Source organism: Nocardiopsis sp. Huas11 (assembly GCF_003634495.1).
GTDB lineage: Bacteria > Actinomycetota > Actinomycetes > Streptosporangiales > Streptosporangiaceae > Nocardiopsis.
This window is the reverse complement of record NZ_RBKY01000001.1, coordinates 5,504,735-5,517,560: the sequence shown is the minus strand read 5'-3', so window position 1 is coordinate 5,517,560 and position 12,826 is coordinate 5,504,735. Positions and strand designations below refer to the sequence as shown.

Here is a 12,826-nt window from a genome sequence, read left to right as displayed (position 1 = left end):
CAAATCCTACCCAACCGGTCAGGCCGCGGCCGCCGGAAGGAGGCGGCGGCGCTCCTGCGCCGCCGTCCCCGGGATCATCCCCGTGCGGGCTCGCCTTCCCGGGCGGGGGCCGTGGCGGCGGAGACCAGCCCCAGGGCACGGGTGCGTCCGGCACGGATGCCGTTGCCGATGACCACGACCTCGGCCACCTCGTGCACCAGGACGACCGCGGCGAGCCCGAGCACCCCGAACAGCGCCAGCGGCATCAGGCCGATGATGATGGCCAGCGACAGTCCCACGCTCTGCCACATGATCGCGCGGGAGCGGCGGGCGTGCGCCAGGACCTGGGGCAGGTGGCGCAGGTCCTCGCCCATCAGCGCCACGTCGGCGGTCTCGATGGCCACGTCGGTGCCCATGGCGCCCATCGCCACGCCCAGGTCGGCGGTGGCCAGGGCGGGCGCGTCGTTGACGCCGTCGCCGACCATCGCCACCGGCCCCTGGCCGCGCAGTTCGCCGACGATGCGGGACTTGTCCTCGGGGCGCAGTTCGGCGTGCACGTCGCCGGGATCGATGCCCGCCTGCCCGGCCAGGGCGGTGGCGGTGGCACGGTTGTCACCGGTCAGCATCACCACCCGGTAGCCCGCACAGCGCAGGGCCGAGACGACGTCCGCCGCCTCGGGGCGCAACTCGTCGCGCACCGCGAGGGCGCCGAGCAGGGCGCCCTCGTCCTCGACCAGGACGACGGTGGCGCCCTCGTGCTGCATCCGCGCCACGTCCCCGGCCAGCGGACCGGCGGCGATCCACCCCGGCCTGCCCAACCGCACCGCGCGGCCGCGCAGCGTGCCGGTGAGCCCGGCGCCGGTGACCGCTTCGACGTCCTCGGCGCGCTCCGGGGCGGGGGCCGCCTCCAGGACGGCCCGGGCCAGCGGGTGTTCGCTGCGCTCCTCCAGGGCGGCCGCCACCGCGAGCACCCGTTCGCGCGAGTGCCCGGACGCGGGGACGGTCTCCACCACGGCCGGGCGGTTGCGGGTCAGGGTGCCGGTCTTGTCCAGCGCCACGGTCCTGATCCGGCCCATGGCCTCCAACGCGGCACCGCCCTTGACCAGGCTGCCGTGCTTGGAGGCGGCGCCGATCGCGGCCACGACGGTGACCGGGACCGAGATCGCCAGCGCGCACGGCGAGGCGGCCACCAGCACGACCAGGGCGCGTTCGATCCAGGTCAGCGGGTCGCCGAACAGCGAACCGACGACGGCGATGAGCACCGCGGCGATCATCACCCCGGGGACCAGGGGCCTGGCGACACGGTCGGCCAGGCGCTGTCCGGTGCCCTTACGGGACTGCTCGGCCTCCACGATGGAGACGATGCGCGCCAGGGAGTTGTCGGCGGCCGTGCTGGTCACCCCCACCTCGAGCACACCCGTGCCGTTGATGGAACCGGCGAACACCTCGTCCCCGGGGCCGGCCTCGACGGGAACGGACTCGCCGGTGATGGCCGAGGTGTCCACGCTGGTGTGCCCAGAGGTGACGACCCCGTCCGTGGCCAGGCGCTCCCCGGGACGGACCACGAGCGTGTCGCCCACCCGCAGCTCGGCCGGGTCGACGGTGCGCTCCACGCCTTCACGCAGCACCCTGGCCTGGTCGGGGACCAGGTCCAGCAGCGCCCTCAGACCGCGCCGGGTGCGGGCCACGGAGTACTCCTCCAGCCCTTCGGCGATGGTGTAGAGCACCGCCAGCATCGCGGCCTCGCCCACCTCGCCCAACAGCACGGCGCCGACGGCCGCGACGGTCATCAGCGTGCCCACGCCGATCCTGCCCGCGGCCAGGCGGCGCACCGTGCCGGGAACGAACGTCCATCCGGCCACGGCCAGGGCGGCGGCCTTGAGGACCAGGCCCGCCGCGTCGGGGGCCCCGGCCCACCCGGCGCCGTACCCGGCCAGCAGCAGCGCCGCGGCCACGGCGGCGAAGCGGAGCTCGCCCACCTGCCACAGTCGCGCGGGGGCCGCTTCCTCGCCCCGCGGCTCCGGGGCCTCGTCCCCGCCGCAGCACGCGTCGCTCATCGCGCACCCCCGTCGCTGTCGGGTCCGTAGTTGGGGCACAGCGCGACCGCGGCCCCGGTCGCGGCCAGGACCGTCTCGGCGGCCGCGAGCAGGTCGAGCAGTTCGGGTCGGGCCAGGGAGTAGAACACCTGGCGCCCCTCGGGGCGCCCGTCGACCAGGCCGCAGTCGCGCAGGCACGCCACGTGCTTGGACACCGTGGACTGGGCCAGCCCCAGCTGGGCCACCAGGTCGGCCACGCGGGCCTCGCCCTCGGCCAGGCGGCGCACGATGGCCAGCCGGGTCGCGTCGGAGAGGCTGTGGAAGAGCGCCTCGGCCGCGTCGACGCCCTCGGTCCGCGCGCCGCACGCGTCGGTACTATTCATCGTCATGTGGCGATCATATCCGCATTGGGCGATAATGGAAGCCCGCGTAGCCGTTCCGGGGCGCCGTCCGCCTTCGCTACGCTGCACGCACCGGACCCGCCCTGACCCGCCCGGGGCCGCCCGGACCCTCCCGGACCCGCCCGGGACCGGTCGGGACCGGTCGGACCGCCGTCCACGGCAGCACGAAGGAGCCCCGGTGAGCGGCTGTTGCGCCCCCAGCGACCAGGAACCCACGCCGGAGGAGAAGCGCCTCGCCCGGATCGCGCTGGCCGTCATCCTCACGATCGGCGTCGCGACCCTGACCACGGTCGGGGTCCTCGTGCTGGTGTGAACGGCGCCCCCGCCCCCGACGCCTGCGGCCGAACGCCGTGGCGCGGTCGTCGGCTCCCGGTCGCCCGCCCCCGGTCGTGCCGGTGCGCCGGGCGGGGCCCGTCGCCCGCTCCCTGCCGATTTCCCTGACACCGGAGCCGACGCAGCCCTCCACGGGGCCACCGCTACAGTGCCTTGCATGGACGGGCACACCCACACACGGCGACAGCGCACCATCGCGGTGCCGCTGCTCTTCCTGATGGTCATGTGCTTCCTGTGCGCCCTGTGCCACAGCTCCGTTCCGCAGGCCGCGCCCGGCCCCGTGGCCGCGGCCGACTGCCCGGAACAGGCGGAGGAGTCCGCTTGGCCCGTGGCCGACGTCCCCGCGCAAGGGGTCGCGCACGGGTGCCAGGCGGTCGAGGGGCACGGGCTGCCCACCGCGCCGCCCCTGTTCCTCGTCGCCCTCGGCGTCGTGCTCGCCTTCGCGTCACTGTCGGCCCCGAGGCCGGCGCCGCGTCCCCACCGGCCGGAGCCGGCGGCCCTGCACGGCAGCGGGCTGCTGACGCTGCTCTGCGTCCAACGGGTCTAGAACACGGTCATCTGCCGCCGTCGCACCTCACGCGCGCACGAGCGGCCCGCGCCCGCCCACCGGCGGGCCCCTTCCCCTGACCGTTGTCGAGCGCCGCACAGCGCGCTCCCCGTCCCAGGACGCCCACATGAGCAAGAACCTCGGTATCACCCTCGGCCTGATCATGGCCGCCGTCATCGCCGCCGGACTCCTCGTGGCCCTCAACGGCCGAGACGGCGCCACCGACACCCCCGCCGCCCAGCCCGCCCCCGCCGACCAGGACCCCACCACCACGCCCACCGCCCCCGCCGACCTGCTCGTGCGCGAGGACAGCCGCTACCTCGACCGGGTGGAGGACTCCCCGGTGACGGTCGTGGAGTTCCTCGACTTCGAGTGCGAGGCCTGCCGCGCCCAGTTCCCCGTGATGGAGCAGATCCGCGAGGACTACGACGGCCGGATCAACATGGTCATCCGCTACTTCCCCCTGCCCGGGCACACCAACGCCGAGCCCGCCGCCGCGGCGGTGGAGGCGGCCGCGCGCCAGGGCGCTCTGGAGGAGATGTACGCGCGGATGTACGAGACCCAGGCCGAGTGGGGCGAGTCCCAGCAGCCCCAGGACGAGGTGTTCGAGGGCTTCGCCGAGGACCTGGGCCTGGACGTGGACGAGTTCGTCCAGGACATGGAGTCGACCGACACCGAGCAGCGGGTGGCGTCGGACTTCGAGGACGGGGTCGCGCTCGGCGTCCAGGGCACGCCCACGATCTTCGTCAACGGGCGGCTCGCCCCGAGCATGCCCTCCCACGAGGTGCTCTCGGCGATGATCGACGCGGAGCTGGAGGGATGAGCGCCCGCACGCCCGCTCGCGACGCCGGGGCCCCGCCGCCCGGTGCCGAGGTCGCCGTCATCGGCCGGGCCCTGCCCTGGCTGCTCGGCGTGGGCGGCGCCATCGGGCTGCTCGCGGCGGCGGCCCTGCTGGTCGAGAAGATCAGGGTGCTGGCCGACCCCGACCACGTGCCCGCGTGCAGCGTCAACCCGGTGCTGTCCTGCGGCACCGTCATGGCCACCCCGCAGGCCGAGGCCTTCGGGATCCCGAACCCGATCATCGGCGTCGCGGGCTTCGCCGTGGTCACCACCGTCGGCGCCGCGCTCCTGGCAGGCGCGCGGTTCCAGCGCTGGTTCTGGCTCGGGCTCCAGGCCGGGGTGCTGTTCGGCGCGGTCTTCGTGCACTGGCTGATCTTCCAGAGCCTGTACCGCATCGGCGCGCTGTGCCCGTACTGCATGGTCGTGTGGGCGGTGACGATCCCGCTCTTCTGGTACGTCACCCTGCACAACGTGCGCTCGGCACACCTGCCCGTGCCCCCGTGGGCGCGGGGCCCGGCGGGCGTGCTGGCCCGCAACCACACCGTGGTGCTCACCGTGTGGGCGCTGGTGGTCATCGGCCTGGCCGGCCACGCGTTCCGGGACTCCTGGGCCGCCCTCCTGTAGCCCCCGGCGCCCTGCCCCCCCGCGCTCACGGCGCCGACACGGGAAGCGTGTCCGCGCGGCCGTGGGCGCGGGGGCGGGCGGGCCCGGGCCGTTCACGGGTGGTCCGGCCCCCGGTGGACGCTCTTGCCCGTGACGGGTCCGTGGAAGGTGCCGCGGGAGAAGTCGATGTGGTCGCCGCCGTACGTGGCGCCCCTACCCGCCTCGGGTGCGATCTCGTCCAGGACCGCCCGCACCTCCTGGACGGCTTCGGGGTGGGTGAGCAGGTAGCGGGTCAGCCGCCCCTGCCACTCCTGTTCCACGATCGGCGCCAGAGCGCGGTGCTCGACGACCTGGTCGCGGGCGGCCTCCAGCTCCCGCACCGTGCCGGCGTCGTCGCGGCCGAGCACGGCCGCCATCTTGTCCCGGGTCAGGGTCCACAGGTCACCGGCCATGGCCTTGACCAGGGTGGCGGCCGCGGTGGCGGCCAGGGCCGTGATCGCCGGGTCCATGGAATCTCCGCTCTGGTGGGCGCCCCGCTCCGGGGGATGGCATGGCCCTCACGCTAGCGCGCGCAGGCCCGCTCTCGCCGGGCCGACGCGGACCTGGCCCGTTCCGGCCATCCAGGGGGAGGCGGCACTCCGGTGCCCGCCGCCCCTCCTGGCACCGGTCTCGGATGCGCCAGAATCATCCCCATGCCCACACCTACGCACGAACGCTCCGACGGCGGGCACGCGGCGCTGAGCGCCCACGTGTTCCTGGTGCGCGGTGAGCGGGTCCTGATGACCCGCCGCGGACCCGACGTGCCCTACGCACCGGGCCTGTGGCACGCGGGGGTCGCGGGGAAGGCGGCGCCGGGTGAGGACGTCGTGGCCGCCGCGGTGCGCGAGTCCGCTGAGGAGCTCGGCATCGGCGTGGCGGCGGCGGACCTGGAGTTCGCCCACGTCGTCCACAGCCACGAGTCCCTGCCGGAGTGGGTCCACTTCTTCTTCGTCTGCCGCGCGTGGTCGGGGACTCCCGTCAACCGGGAGCCGGACAAGCACACCGAGATCGCCTGGTGGCCCGCTCGCGAACTCCCGCCGGACACGGTCGACTACTGCGCCCAGGCCGTGCGCCACCTGCTCGCCGGCGAGGCCTTCTCGCGACACCGCCCCGCCACCGCCCGTTCCGATGGACCCCTGCGGTGAGCGCGGCCGCCGTGGCGCGGGCGGCGGGCGTACCGGGATCCCGGACAGGCGGCCGGTGCGGCCGATAGCGTGTCTTATCCACGTGCGGCCCGACACGGACGCGGCCCCCCGGTGTGAGGAGTAGGTGCAGGCGCGATGGACGAGACCCCCCTGGTGGAACGGGCCACCGCTCTCCTGGTCCGCTCGATGACCTCCGACGACGCCCCGCTCTGGCGGGTGACCCTGGACGGATTCGCGGCCCTGTTCACAGATGCCGGCCACGTGGCGGCGGCCGAACTGGAACGCTCCCGCACCGAAGTGGCCGCCCGGCCGGGCCTGGCCGCCGAGGCGACCGGGGAGTGGAAGCCCAAACTGCGCCGCCTGCTGGCGGCCGATCCCGAGGCCGCCGACCGGCTCCGCGCGCTCCTGCGAGACCTGGACACCGGCCGCCCGCGCGACGTGATCTACAACCACATGGAGGGGGGAGTGGCGGGGATCGCGATCCAGGTGGGCAGGGTCAGTGGCGGGTTCCACTCCCACCACGAAGGCGACCACCTCGACTTCTCCCAGGGCACCTTCCACGACAAGGTCGTCGGCAAGGAGGAGCACCACCACGAGGACACCCAGGTGGACCAGGACCACCGTGACCGCCGGGGACGGGAATGAGTCCGGGGACCGGGTAGGCCCGCCGACACCCCCGCGCCTTCCGGTGCCGGGCCCGCGATCGCCGGCGGCCACGTGTTCGGGCGCGTGGCCGTGCTTGACTATTCTTCGCAGGTCGATGAACCGCACCCGAGGCCCGGGCGCTCGGCGCCGTGTCCTCGGCCTGTCCGCCCCTACTCGTCGGAGGCCGCCGTGCCGCGCCCGAACACCCTCGCCGTCGACTTCGACGGCGTCATCCACGCCTACTCCAAGGGCTGGCACGACGGCACCATCTACGACGCGCCCGTGCCCGGCGCCCTCGAAGGCCTGCGCACCCTCATGGACGAGTACGCCGTCTTCATCCATACGAGCCGCCGCGTGGACGAGGTCGCCGCCTGGCTGACCGACCAGGGTTTCGACTGCCGCACCGACCACGGCGGCCGGTTCTGGAACGAGCGGGGCGTCCTGCTGGTCACCAACCGCAAGCTGCCCGCCGTCGCCTACCTCGACGACAGGGCGGTCCGCTTCACCTCCTGGAACCAGGCCCTGGACGACCTGCTCCCCTGAGCCCCGACACGTCGGCGGCGCAGCACGTCGGGGCCCCTCGGCGGCCCCACATCCCGGGCCCCGTGCGCTGGTCCGGGTCCCGTTAGGGTCGGACGCATGGGTGAGGCGGCTGAGGTGTCCTATGTCTGGCATGAGGCCGTTCGGCCTCCTGCCTCGTGGCCGGTCCGGCAGGTCTACGGCTATGTCTTCGACGAGTTCGGGCGTGTGGTCGTCCGACGACGGCAGCGGAACGTGGAATCTCCCCGGAGGCACGCCCGAGCCCCGGGACGGGGGCGACGAGGTGGCCACACTCGTCCGCGAAGTGTGGGAGGAGGTCCAGGTCACCTTCACCGACTCGGTCTACCTCGGCCACCAGACGGTGCACCGCCCCGGCACCGAGCCCTACGCGCAGCTGCGCATGGCCGCACGACTGGACAGGCTGGGGGAGCGCGAGCCCGACCCCGACCACGGGCGGATCCACACGCGCCGTGTGAGCCCGCTCCACCAGGCGGTGAGCCTGCTGGGGTGGGGACCACCGGCCAAGGCACAGTTCAGGTGCGCCGCGATGACGGCCGAACGGCGTTGGGGGCTGCCCGTCGGCGCGCCGGCACCGGCCTGCATCGACTGAGCGCCCGATCCGGCCGGGGCGGAAAGCGAAACCGTCGCGCGGGTTCACCGGGCGTTCGGGGCACGCCGTCCGCGCCACCAGCTCGACGTTCGTCCCCCCGAGCACACTGACCACTTCGCCGCACGACGGCGACCATCTTTCGATCGACCAGGAGAGATCTCCGTGTTCACTGGCCTGAGCGCCTTCCCCCTGACCCCGCTGAACGACGACCGCTTCGACGAGCACGCCTACGCCGGGCTCATCGCCCGGCTGGTCGAGGCGGGCGTCGACTCGATCGGCGCGCTGGGATCGACCGGCTCCTACGCCTACCTCGACCGCGAGGAGCGCCGCCAGGTGGCGCGTGCCGCCGTGCGCTCGGCCGGCGATACCCCGGTGATCGTCGGTATCGGCGCGCTGCGCACCTCCCACGTGCGGGCCCTGGCCCAGGACGCCCAGGAGGCCGGCGCGGCCGGTGTGCTGCTGGCCCCGATGAGCTACCAGGCGCTCACCGAAGACGACGTGTTCGGGCTCTACGAGGAGGTGACCGCGGACCTGTCGGTGCCGCTGGTGGTCTACGACAACCCGGCCACGACGCGCTTCACCTTCTCGAACGAGTTGTACGCGCGCGTCGCAGGGCTGCCGAACGTCGCCGCGATCAAGATCCCCCCGGTTCCGCTGGACCCGGCCGCCGCCCGCGAGCACGTGGCCGCGATCCGCGACGTGGTCCCCGACCACGTGGTCATCGGCGTCTCCGGGGACGGCACGGCCGTAACCGGCCTGAACGCCGGTTGCCAAACGTGGTTCTCCGTGGTGGCCGGTACCGTGCCCGAGGTCGCGGTGCCCCTGTGCCGAGCCGCTCTGAACGGTGACTCCGCAACGGCCGCGGCCGCGTCGGAGCGCCTGCGTCCGCTGTGGGACATGTTCGCCGCCCACGGCAGCCTGAGGGTGGTCGCCGCGCTCGCCGAGCACCTGAAGCTGGCCCCTCCGCACTGCCTGCCTCGCCCGATCCTGGGCCTGGCGAGCGCCGAGCGGGAGCGGGTCGCCCGCCTGGCCGAGGATCTGAGCCTGGCCTGAACCACGGGCCGGGTGGGCCGCCGGGTCGGGCCGCGCTGAGGGGCGCCGCCGGTCCGGCGGCCTGGCGGAATCCGCAGGAGGGCGTCAGGACCCGAAGGCGTGCTCGTTGTCGTCCTTGTCGAACAGCGGCGGCACCCCGTCCATCTCCTGGCGGCCGAGCCGTTCGCCCTGGGCGGCCACGGCCTTGCGTTCCTCCGGGCTGAGGTCGTCCGGGATGGGGTCGTCGGACGGGTGCACACGACGGCGCGGGCTCATGAGCAGCTCTCTTCCAGGTCGGGAACGGCGGGAGGCCGGGCGGCCTCCGTTCACTCAAGAGACGGTGACGCCGTACGGTAATGACGCGATTCCGAAGAGTTATTTTATGAGAAGGTGCGGAGAACGCGCCCGCCTGTGCGGCAACGCCTGGCTTCGTGTCCCGGTCTCGCCGAAGGTCCGCCGGTAGGCGCCGGGTGTGGTGCCCAGGTGCGCCCGGAAACGGCGTCGCAGATTGACGGCCGAGGCGAGTCCCACCCGGATGGCGACGGCCTCGACCGGCAGGTCGGTCTGCTCCAGCAGTTCCCGGGCCGCGTCGAGGCGCCGGTCGAGCAGCCACTGGCCCGGGCTGGTGCCGAGCTGCTCGGTGAACCGACGGGTGAGGGTCCGGCTGGACAGCCCGGCGCGTTCGGCGAGCCGGTCGATGGTCAGCCGGGTCTCCAACCGGGCGGCGGCCCATTCCAGCAGCGGTGCCAGTGACTCGTCCGCCCTGGCCGGTGCGGGTCGCGCGGCGTACTGGAGTTGGCTGCCCTCCCGGTGCGGCGGCAGGACCATGTTCCGGGCGATCTGGGCGGCGTAGGCCGACCCGTGGTCGGAGCGCACCAGGTGCAGGCACAGGTCGATGCCCGCACCGGTTCCCGCGCTGGTCGCCACGTCGCCGTGGTCCACGAAGAGCACGTCCGGGTCCACCCGCACCTGTGGGAAGGCGGCGGCGAGCCGCGCGGTGCTGCGCCAGTGGGTGGTCGCGCGCCGACCGTCGAGCAGTCCGGCCTGCGCGAGCACGAACGCCCCCGTGCAGATGGCGACGACCCGCGCCCCGCGCCGGTGGGCGGCCCGCAGCGCCCCGGTGACGGCCGGTGCCACCGGCGTGCCGTACCCCTGCCAGCCGGGGACGATCACGGTGTCCGCGTCCTCCAACGCCTCCAGGCCCGCCTCGACGAGCATCGTGTAGCCGATGGTGGTCGCCAGGGCGCCGGGGTGTTCGGTGCAGATCCGGAAGTCGTAGCGGCTGGGCAGGTCGGGCAGGACGGTGCCGAAGACCTCGGAGGCACAGGCCAGCTCGAAGGGCGACTGGGGCGGACCGAGGAGGGTCACCACCCGGTGGAGGCTCATGGCGGGATTGTACCCATGGATGTCTTTTCAGACTCTCGGCCGGGAGGCCGTGGCCGGTCACAGTGGTCCCATGAGCGAAACCACCGAAACGACAGTGTCGAGGGCCGAGGTCCGGGTCGAGGGCGCAACGGCCAGCTACCTGACCGTGGAGCAGGACGGCCCGGCCGTGCTGCTGCTGCACGGAACGTACTGGAGCCGGGCCTGGCTCCCCGTGCTGGGCCGCCTCGCCCGGGCGGGACTGCGGCCCGTCGCCGTCGACCTTCCCGGGCTGGGGCGCTCGGGCGGCGAGCTCACCCCGGAGACGGCCGCGGTTCCGGTGCTCGCGGACTGGGTGGCGCGGTTCGCCTCCGCGCTCGGGCTCACCGGGCCGGTTGCCGTGGCGGGCCATGACATCGGCGGCGCCATCGCCCAGCACCTGCTCGCCCGCCGCCGACTGGAGGTCTCCCGGTTGGCCCTGGTCAACTCGGTCACCTACGACTCCTGGCCGGTGCCCGGGGTGGCCCGGTTCCGGGATCCGGCGGTCGTCGCGGCCATGACCGCCGCCGACTTCCTCGCCGCCCGCCGACAGGCCGTGACGGCGGCGCTGGCCGGTGCCGCCACGGAACAGCGGGTCGCCGACTACCTGGACCCGTGGACCGAAGGGCGGGTCCGCCGTTCCTGGATGGCCCTGGCGGGTGCGGCCGACAGCCGCCACACCCTCGATCTCGTCCCCGATCTGCGGCGGTCCACGACGCCCAAGCTGCTGGTCTGGGGTGAGGACGACGGCTTCCAGAGGGTGGAGTACGCCGAGCGGTTCGTCTCGGAGATCCCCGCGTCCACGCTCGTACGTATCCCCGACGCGGGGCACATCCCCATGGAGAACGCTCCCGGACGGGTCGGCCGCGCACTGAGCGACTTCTTCACCGCCTAGCTCCGGCGCCCCGCGCACGACCGCCGTCGCGTGCGTCCGAGCGCAGCGCGAGGTGGCGCCAGGTATGCCCCCGCCGTCGCGTGCGCCATCATGGGCGCACGCGACGGCGGCCGGCGTTCGGGTGCCGCGACCCGGCGGGCCGCCGAGCCGGGCGTTCCGCGTGTCGGCGCACCACAACGAACGGACACCGAAGGGAACACGCGACGGCATGAGCGCGATCGAGTACGAGGCCAAGGTGCTGGACATCGACGCCGACCAGGTGGCCGGGCGCATCCTCGGCAAGGGCGGCACCGACCTCGGTGAGGCGCTCCAGCGCCGCTACGTGTACGACATCGAACCCGGCGACGCCTCCCGCTGGCTGCGCCTGCGGGACACCGGCGACCGGGTCACGCTCACGGTCAAGGAGATCGACTCCGACGCCATCGGCGGCACCCGCGAGACCGAGACCGAGGTCGGCGACTTCGAGACCGCCAACGCACTGCTGGGCAAGCTGGGGTACGCCCCGAAGGCCTACCAGGAGAACCGCAGGCACAGCTTCACCCTGGACGGGGCGAGGTTGGAGATCGACGCCTGGCCGCGTATCCCCGCCTACCTGGAGATCGAGGCGGACAGCCGCGCCGACGTGGTGCGCGTGGCGGCCCTGCTCGGTTATAGCGAGGCGGACCTGACGGGGGAGAACACGACGAAGGTCTACGACCGCCACGGCATCGACCTGTCCGCGATCCCCGACCTGCGCTTCGGCGCGCGGTGAGGTCCGGCCGCGGCGCGCCCGGACCCGGGTGCGCCGCGGCACCGGGTGGTCTCAGCCCTCGTGGTGCGTGGCGTTCGCCGCGTCCGGGCCGTCCTCGGTCCGGGCTTCGGCCGGTGGTGCCTCGACCGGGAAGAGGACCGGGTTGACCAGGTACCGGGCACGGTCGTGACGGGGCCCGTTGGCCAGGTGGGGCCCGATGGCGCCCCGCATGCCCTCGATCATCGCGTCCAGTTCCTCGGGGCTGAGCCAGACGGCGTGCCGGCGGTACCCGACCTGGTCCCCGACCGGGTCGGCTCCGTCGCGGCCGAGGTAGGCGTCGAACTCGGCGGCCAGGGTCGCCAGGGCGGCTGCGAAGGCGCGTCGGTGGTCGTCGGCCGAGAGCGAGGCGACCGTGTCGGCGTCGACCCCCGCGCGCTCCTGGCACAGCCGGTCACCGAGCACGACATCACGGTCGGCACCGGCCGGTTCGCCGTGCCGGGCACCGTGAGCGTGCCGAAGGACCGCACCGCCGAGCCCGCGGTCGCCGGCCTGGTCGTCCTGGCCGGGGACACCCAGCCGATGCACCACGCCGCCGTCCGCGTCGTCTCCCACCTCGCCGCGGTGATGCCCGAAGGTCCCGCCCTCGGTCGTCGACACGTTCATCCGACAGGCCGAGCTCGTGGACGGTGACGAGCTCACTCCCCAGACACCGGCCTCGGATCTGCCGTTCGGTCTGCCCGCGTCGTACTGGTTCGAACTGCGCGACTTCGACCCGGTGGCGATCGCCGCCGCACTCGACAGGCCGATGCTCATCCTCCAGGGCGGGCGCGACTACCAGGTTACCGTGGACGACGACCTGTCCCGTTGGCGGTCGGGTCCGGCGGGCCGCCCGGAGGTGGACATCCGCCTCTACGACGCCGACGACCACCTCTTCTTTCCCGGCGACGGTCCGTCCACCCCGGCGGGGTACGAGGCGCCGCAGCACGTCGACCCGGCCGTGGTCACCGACGTCGCCGACCGGCTCCACGCCCAGCGGAGCTGACGCCGGTC

18 protein-coding genes are annotated in these 12,826 nt (G+C 73.9%); 12 read left to right on the top strand and 6 right to left on the bottom strand.

Translation table 11 applies throughout. From position 1 onward, the window contains the following. Positions 1-74: 74 nt before the first annotated feature. Together DFP74_RS24975 and DFP74_RS24970 are read right to left on the bottom strand one after the other, a co-directional pair. The gene (locus DFP74_RS24975; RefSeq protein ID WP_121185293.1) at positions 75-2,036 is read right to left on the bottom strand and encodes a cation-translocating P-type ATPase; all 1,962 of its coding nucleotides are present in this window, start codon (positions 2,034-2,036) and stop codon (positions 75-77) included. After that, the gene (locus DFP74_RS24970) at positions 2,033-2,404 is read right to left on the bottom strand and encodes a helix-turn-helix transcriptional regulator (protein WP_121185291.1); all 372 of its coding nucleotides are present in this window, start codon (positions 2,402-2,404) and stop codon (positions 2,033-2,035) included. The genes DFP74_RS24975 and DFP74_RS24970 overlap by 4 nt, the downstream gene beginning before the upstream one ends. A 190-nt stretch (positions 2,405-2,594) precedes the next feature. Between DFP74_RS24970 and DFP74_RS34980 the strand changes: the two genes are divergently transcribed. From DFP74_RS34980 to DFP74_RS24955, 4 genes are all read left to right on the top strand, one after another. Beyond that, complete coding sequence (locus DFP74_RS34980) at positions 2,595-2,729, top strand: hypothetical protein (protein WP_255499632.1); 135 nt, start codon at positions 2,595-2,597, stop codon at positions 2,727-2,729. Between the two features lie 177 nt (positions 2,730-2,906). Beyond that, positions 2,907-3,296, top strand: a complete 390-nt coding sequence (locus DFP74_RS24965; protein WP_121185289.1) for a hypothetical protein — start codon at positions 2,907-2,909, stop codon at positions 3,294-3,296. A 127-nt stretch (positions 3,297-3,423) separates the two neighbouring features. Then, a complete protein-coding gene (locus DFP74_RS24960; protein WP_121185287.1) occupies positions 3,424-4,119 on the top strand; it encodes a thioredoxin domain-containing protein in 696 nt (231 codons plus the stop codon). Further along, complete coding sequence (locus tag DFP74_RS24955) at positions 4,116-4,760, top strand: vitamin K epoxide reductase family protein (RefSeq protein ID WP_121185285.1); 645 nt, start codon at positions 4,116-4,118, stop codon at positions 4,758-4,760. The genes DFP74_RS24960 and DFP74_RS24955 overlap by 4 nt, the downstream gene beginning before the upstream one ends. A 92-nt stretch (positions 4,761-4,852) precedes the next feature. Here the strand turns inward: DFP74_RS24955 and DFP74_RS24950 are convergent, their stop codons facing one another. Beyond that, entirely contained in the window at positions 4,853-5,248 is a 396-nt protein-coding gene (locus DFP74_RS24950) for a hypothetical protein (RefSeq protein ID WP_121185283.1), read from the bottom strand. 183 nt (positions 5,249-5,431) lie between these two features. Here DFP74_RS24950 and DFP74_RS24945 point away from each other — a divergent pair, with 183 nt between their 5' ends. The 5 genes from DFP74_RS24945 (at position 5,432) to DFP74_RS24925 (ending at position 8,771) form a co-directional block, all read left to right on the top strand. Further along, a complete protein-coding gene (locus DFP74_RS24945; protein ID WP_121185281.1) occupies positions 5,432-5,923 on the top strand; it encodes an NUDIX domain-containing protein in 492 nt (163 codons plus the stop codon). 135 nt (positions 5,924-6,058) lie between these two features. Further along, a complete protein-coding gene (locus tag DFP74_RS24940) occupies positions 6,059-6,568 on the top strand; it encodes a hypothetical protein (protein ID WP_121185279.1) in 510 nt (169 codons plus the stop codon). A 189-nt stretch (positions 6,569-6,757) separates the two neighbouring features. Continuing rightward, positions 6,758-7,111 carry a hypothetical protein gene (locus tag DFP74_RS24935; RefSeq protein WP_121185277.1) on the top strand — a complete coding sequence of 118 codons (354 nt, stop codon included), beginning with the start codon at positions 6,758-6,760 and terminating at the stop codon, positions 7,109-7,111. A 181-nt stretch (positions 7,112-7,292) separates the two neighbouring features. Further along, positions 7,293-7,718 carry an NUDIX hydrolase gene (locus DFP74_RS24930; protein ID WP_233571151.1) on the top strand — a complete coding sequence of 142 codons (426 nt, stop codon included), beginning with the start codon at positions 7,293-7,295 and terminating at the stop codon, positions 7,716-7,718. 162 nt (positions 7,719-7,880) lie between these two features. Then, positions 7,881-8,771, top strand: coding sequence for a dihydrodipicolinate synthase family protein (locus DFP74_RS24925; RefSeq protein ID WP_121185275.1), 891 nt, complete (start codon positions 7,881-7,883; stop codon positions 8,769-8,771). 84 nt (positions 8,772-8,855) lie between these two features. On the opposite strand, the gene DFP74_RS33630 is transcribed toward DFP74_RS24925, so the two are convergent. Both DFP74_RS33630 and DFP74_RS24920 read right to left on the bottom strand, forming a co-directional pair. Continuing rightward, the gene (locus tag DFP74_RS33630; RefSeq protein WP_158613054.1) at positions 8,856-9,026 is read right to left on the bottom strand and encodes a hypothetical protein; all 171 of its coding nucleotides are present in this window, start codon (positions 9,024-9,026) and stop codon (positions 8,856-8,858) included. Between the two features lie 99 nt (positions 9,027-9,125). Next, positions 9,126-10,136 (bottom strand): GlxA family transcriptional regulator, encoded by a 1,011-nt coding sequence (locus DFP74_RS24920; RefSeq protein WP_121185273.1) that lies wholly within the window; start codon positions 10,134-10,136, stop codon positions 9,126-9,128. Positions 10,137-10,206: 70 nt separating this feature from the next. Here DFP74_RS24920 and DFP74_RS24915 point away from each other — a divergent pair, with 70 nt between their 5' ends. Then, entirely contained in the window at positions 10,207-11,046 is an 840-nt protein-coding gene (locus DFP74_RS24915) for an alpha/beta fold hydrolase (RefSeq protein ID WP_121185271.1), read from the top strand. Between the two features lie 208 nt (positions 11,047-11,254). Beyond that, positions 11,255-11,797, top strand: coding sequence for a class IV adenylate cyclase (locus tag DFP74_RS24910; protein WP_121185269.1), 543 nt, complete (start codon positions 11,255-11,257; stop codon positions 11,795-11,797). A gap of 51 nt (positions 11,798-11,848) precedes the next feature. On the opposite strand, the gene DFP74_RS24905 is transcribed toward DFP74_RS24910, so the two are convergent. Then, the gene (locus DFP74_RS24905) at positions 11,849-12,439 is read right to left on the bottom strand and encodes a hypothetical protein (RefSeq protein WP_121185267.1); all 591 of its coding nucleotides are present in this window, start codon (positions 12,437-12,439) and stop codon (positions 11,849-11,851) included. 16 nt (positions 12,440-12,455) lie between these two features. Between DFP74_RS24905 and DFP74_RS24900 the strand changes: the two genes are divergently transcribed. Then, a complete protein-coding gene (locus DFP74_RS24900; protein ID WP_121185265.1) occupies positions 12,456-12,818 on the top strand; it encodes a S9 family peptidase in 363 nt (120 codons plus the stop codon). Positions 12,819-12,826: the final 8 nt, after the last annotated feature.

Coding starts and splice junctions, on each gene's coding strand:
- DFP74_RS24970 (WP_121185291.1), bottom strand. CDS start 2,404: ATGACGATGAATAGTACCGACGCGTGCGGCGCGCGGACCGAGGGCGTC.
- DFP74_RS24945 (WP_121185281.1), top strand. CDS start 5,432: ATGCCCACACCTACGCACGAACGCTCCGACGGCGGGCACGCGGCGCTG.
- DFP74_RS24975 (WP_121185293.1), bottom strand. CDS start 2,036: ATGAGCGACGCGTGCTGCGGCGGGGACGAGGCCCCGGAGCCGCGGGGC.
- DFP74_RS24915 (WP_121185271.1), top strand. CDS start 10,207: ATGAGCGAAACCACCGAAACGACAGTGTCGAGGGCCGAGGTCCGGGTC.
- DFP74_RS24960 (WP_121185287.1), top strand. CDS start 3,424: ATGAGCAAGAACCTCGGTATCACCCTCGGCCTGATCATGGCCGCCGTC.
- DFP74_RS24930 (WP_233571151.1), top strand. CDS start 7,293: ATGTCTTCGACGAGTTCGGGCGTGTGGTCGTCCGACGACGGCAGCGGA.
- DFP74_RS24955 (WP_121185285.1), top strand. CDS start 4,116: ATGAGCGCCCGCACGCCCGCTCGCGACGCCGGGGCCCCGCCGCCCGGT.
- DFP74_RS24905 (WP_121185267.1), bottom strand. CDS start 12,439: ATGAACGTGTCGACGACCGAGGGCGGGACCTTCGGGCATCACCGCGGC.
- DFP74_RS24910 (WP_121185269.1), top strand. CDS start 11,255: ATGAGCGCGATCGAGTACGAGGCCAAGGTGCTGGACATCGACGCCGAC.
- DFP74_RS24920 (WP_121185273.1), bottom strand. CDS start 10,136: ATGAGCCTCCACCGGGTGGTGACCCTCCTCGGTCCGCCCCAGTCGCCC.
- DFP74_RS24965 (WP_121185289.1), top strand. CDS start 2,907: ATGGACGGGCACACCCACACACGGCGACAGCGCACCATCGCGGTGCCG.
- DFP74_RS24940 (WP_121185279.1), top strand. CDS start 6,059: ATGGACGAGACCCCCCTGGTGGAACGGGCCACCGCTCTCCTGGTCCGC.
- DFP74_RS24950 (WP_121185283.1), bottom strand. CDS start 5,248: ATGGACCCGGCGATCACGGCCCTGGCCGCCACCGCGGCCGCCACCCTG.
- DFP74_RS33630 (WP_158613054.1), bottom strand. CDS start 9,026: ATGAGCCCGCGCCGTCGTGTGCACCCGTCCGACGACCCCATCCCGGAC.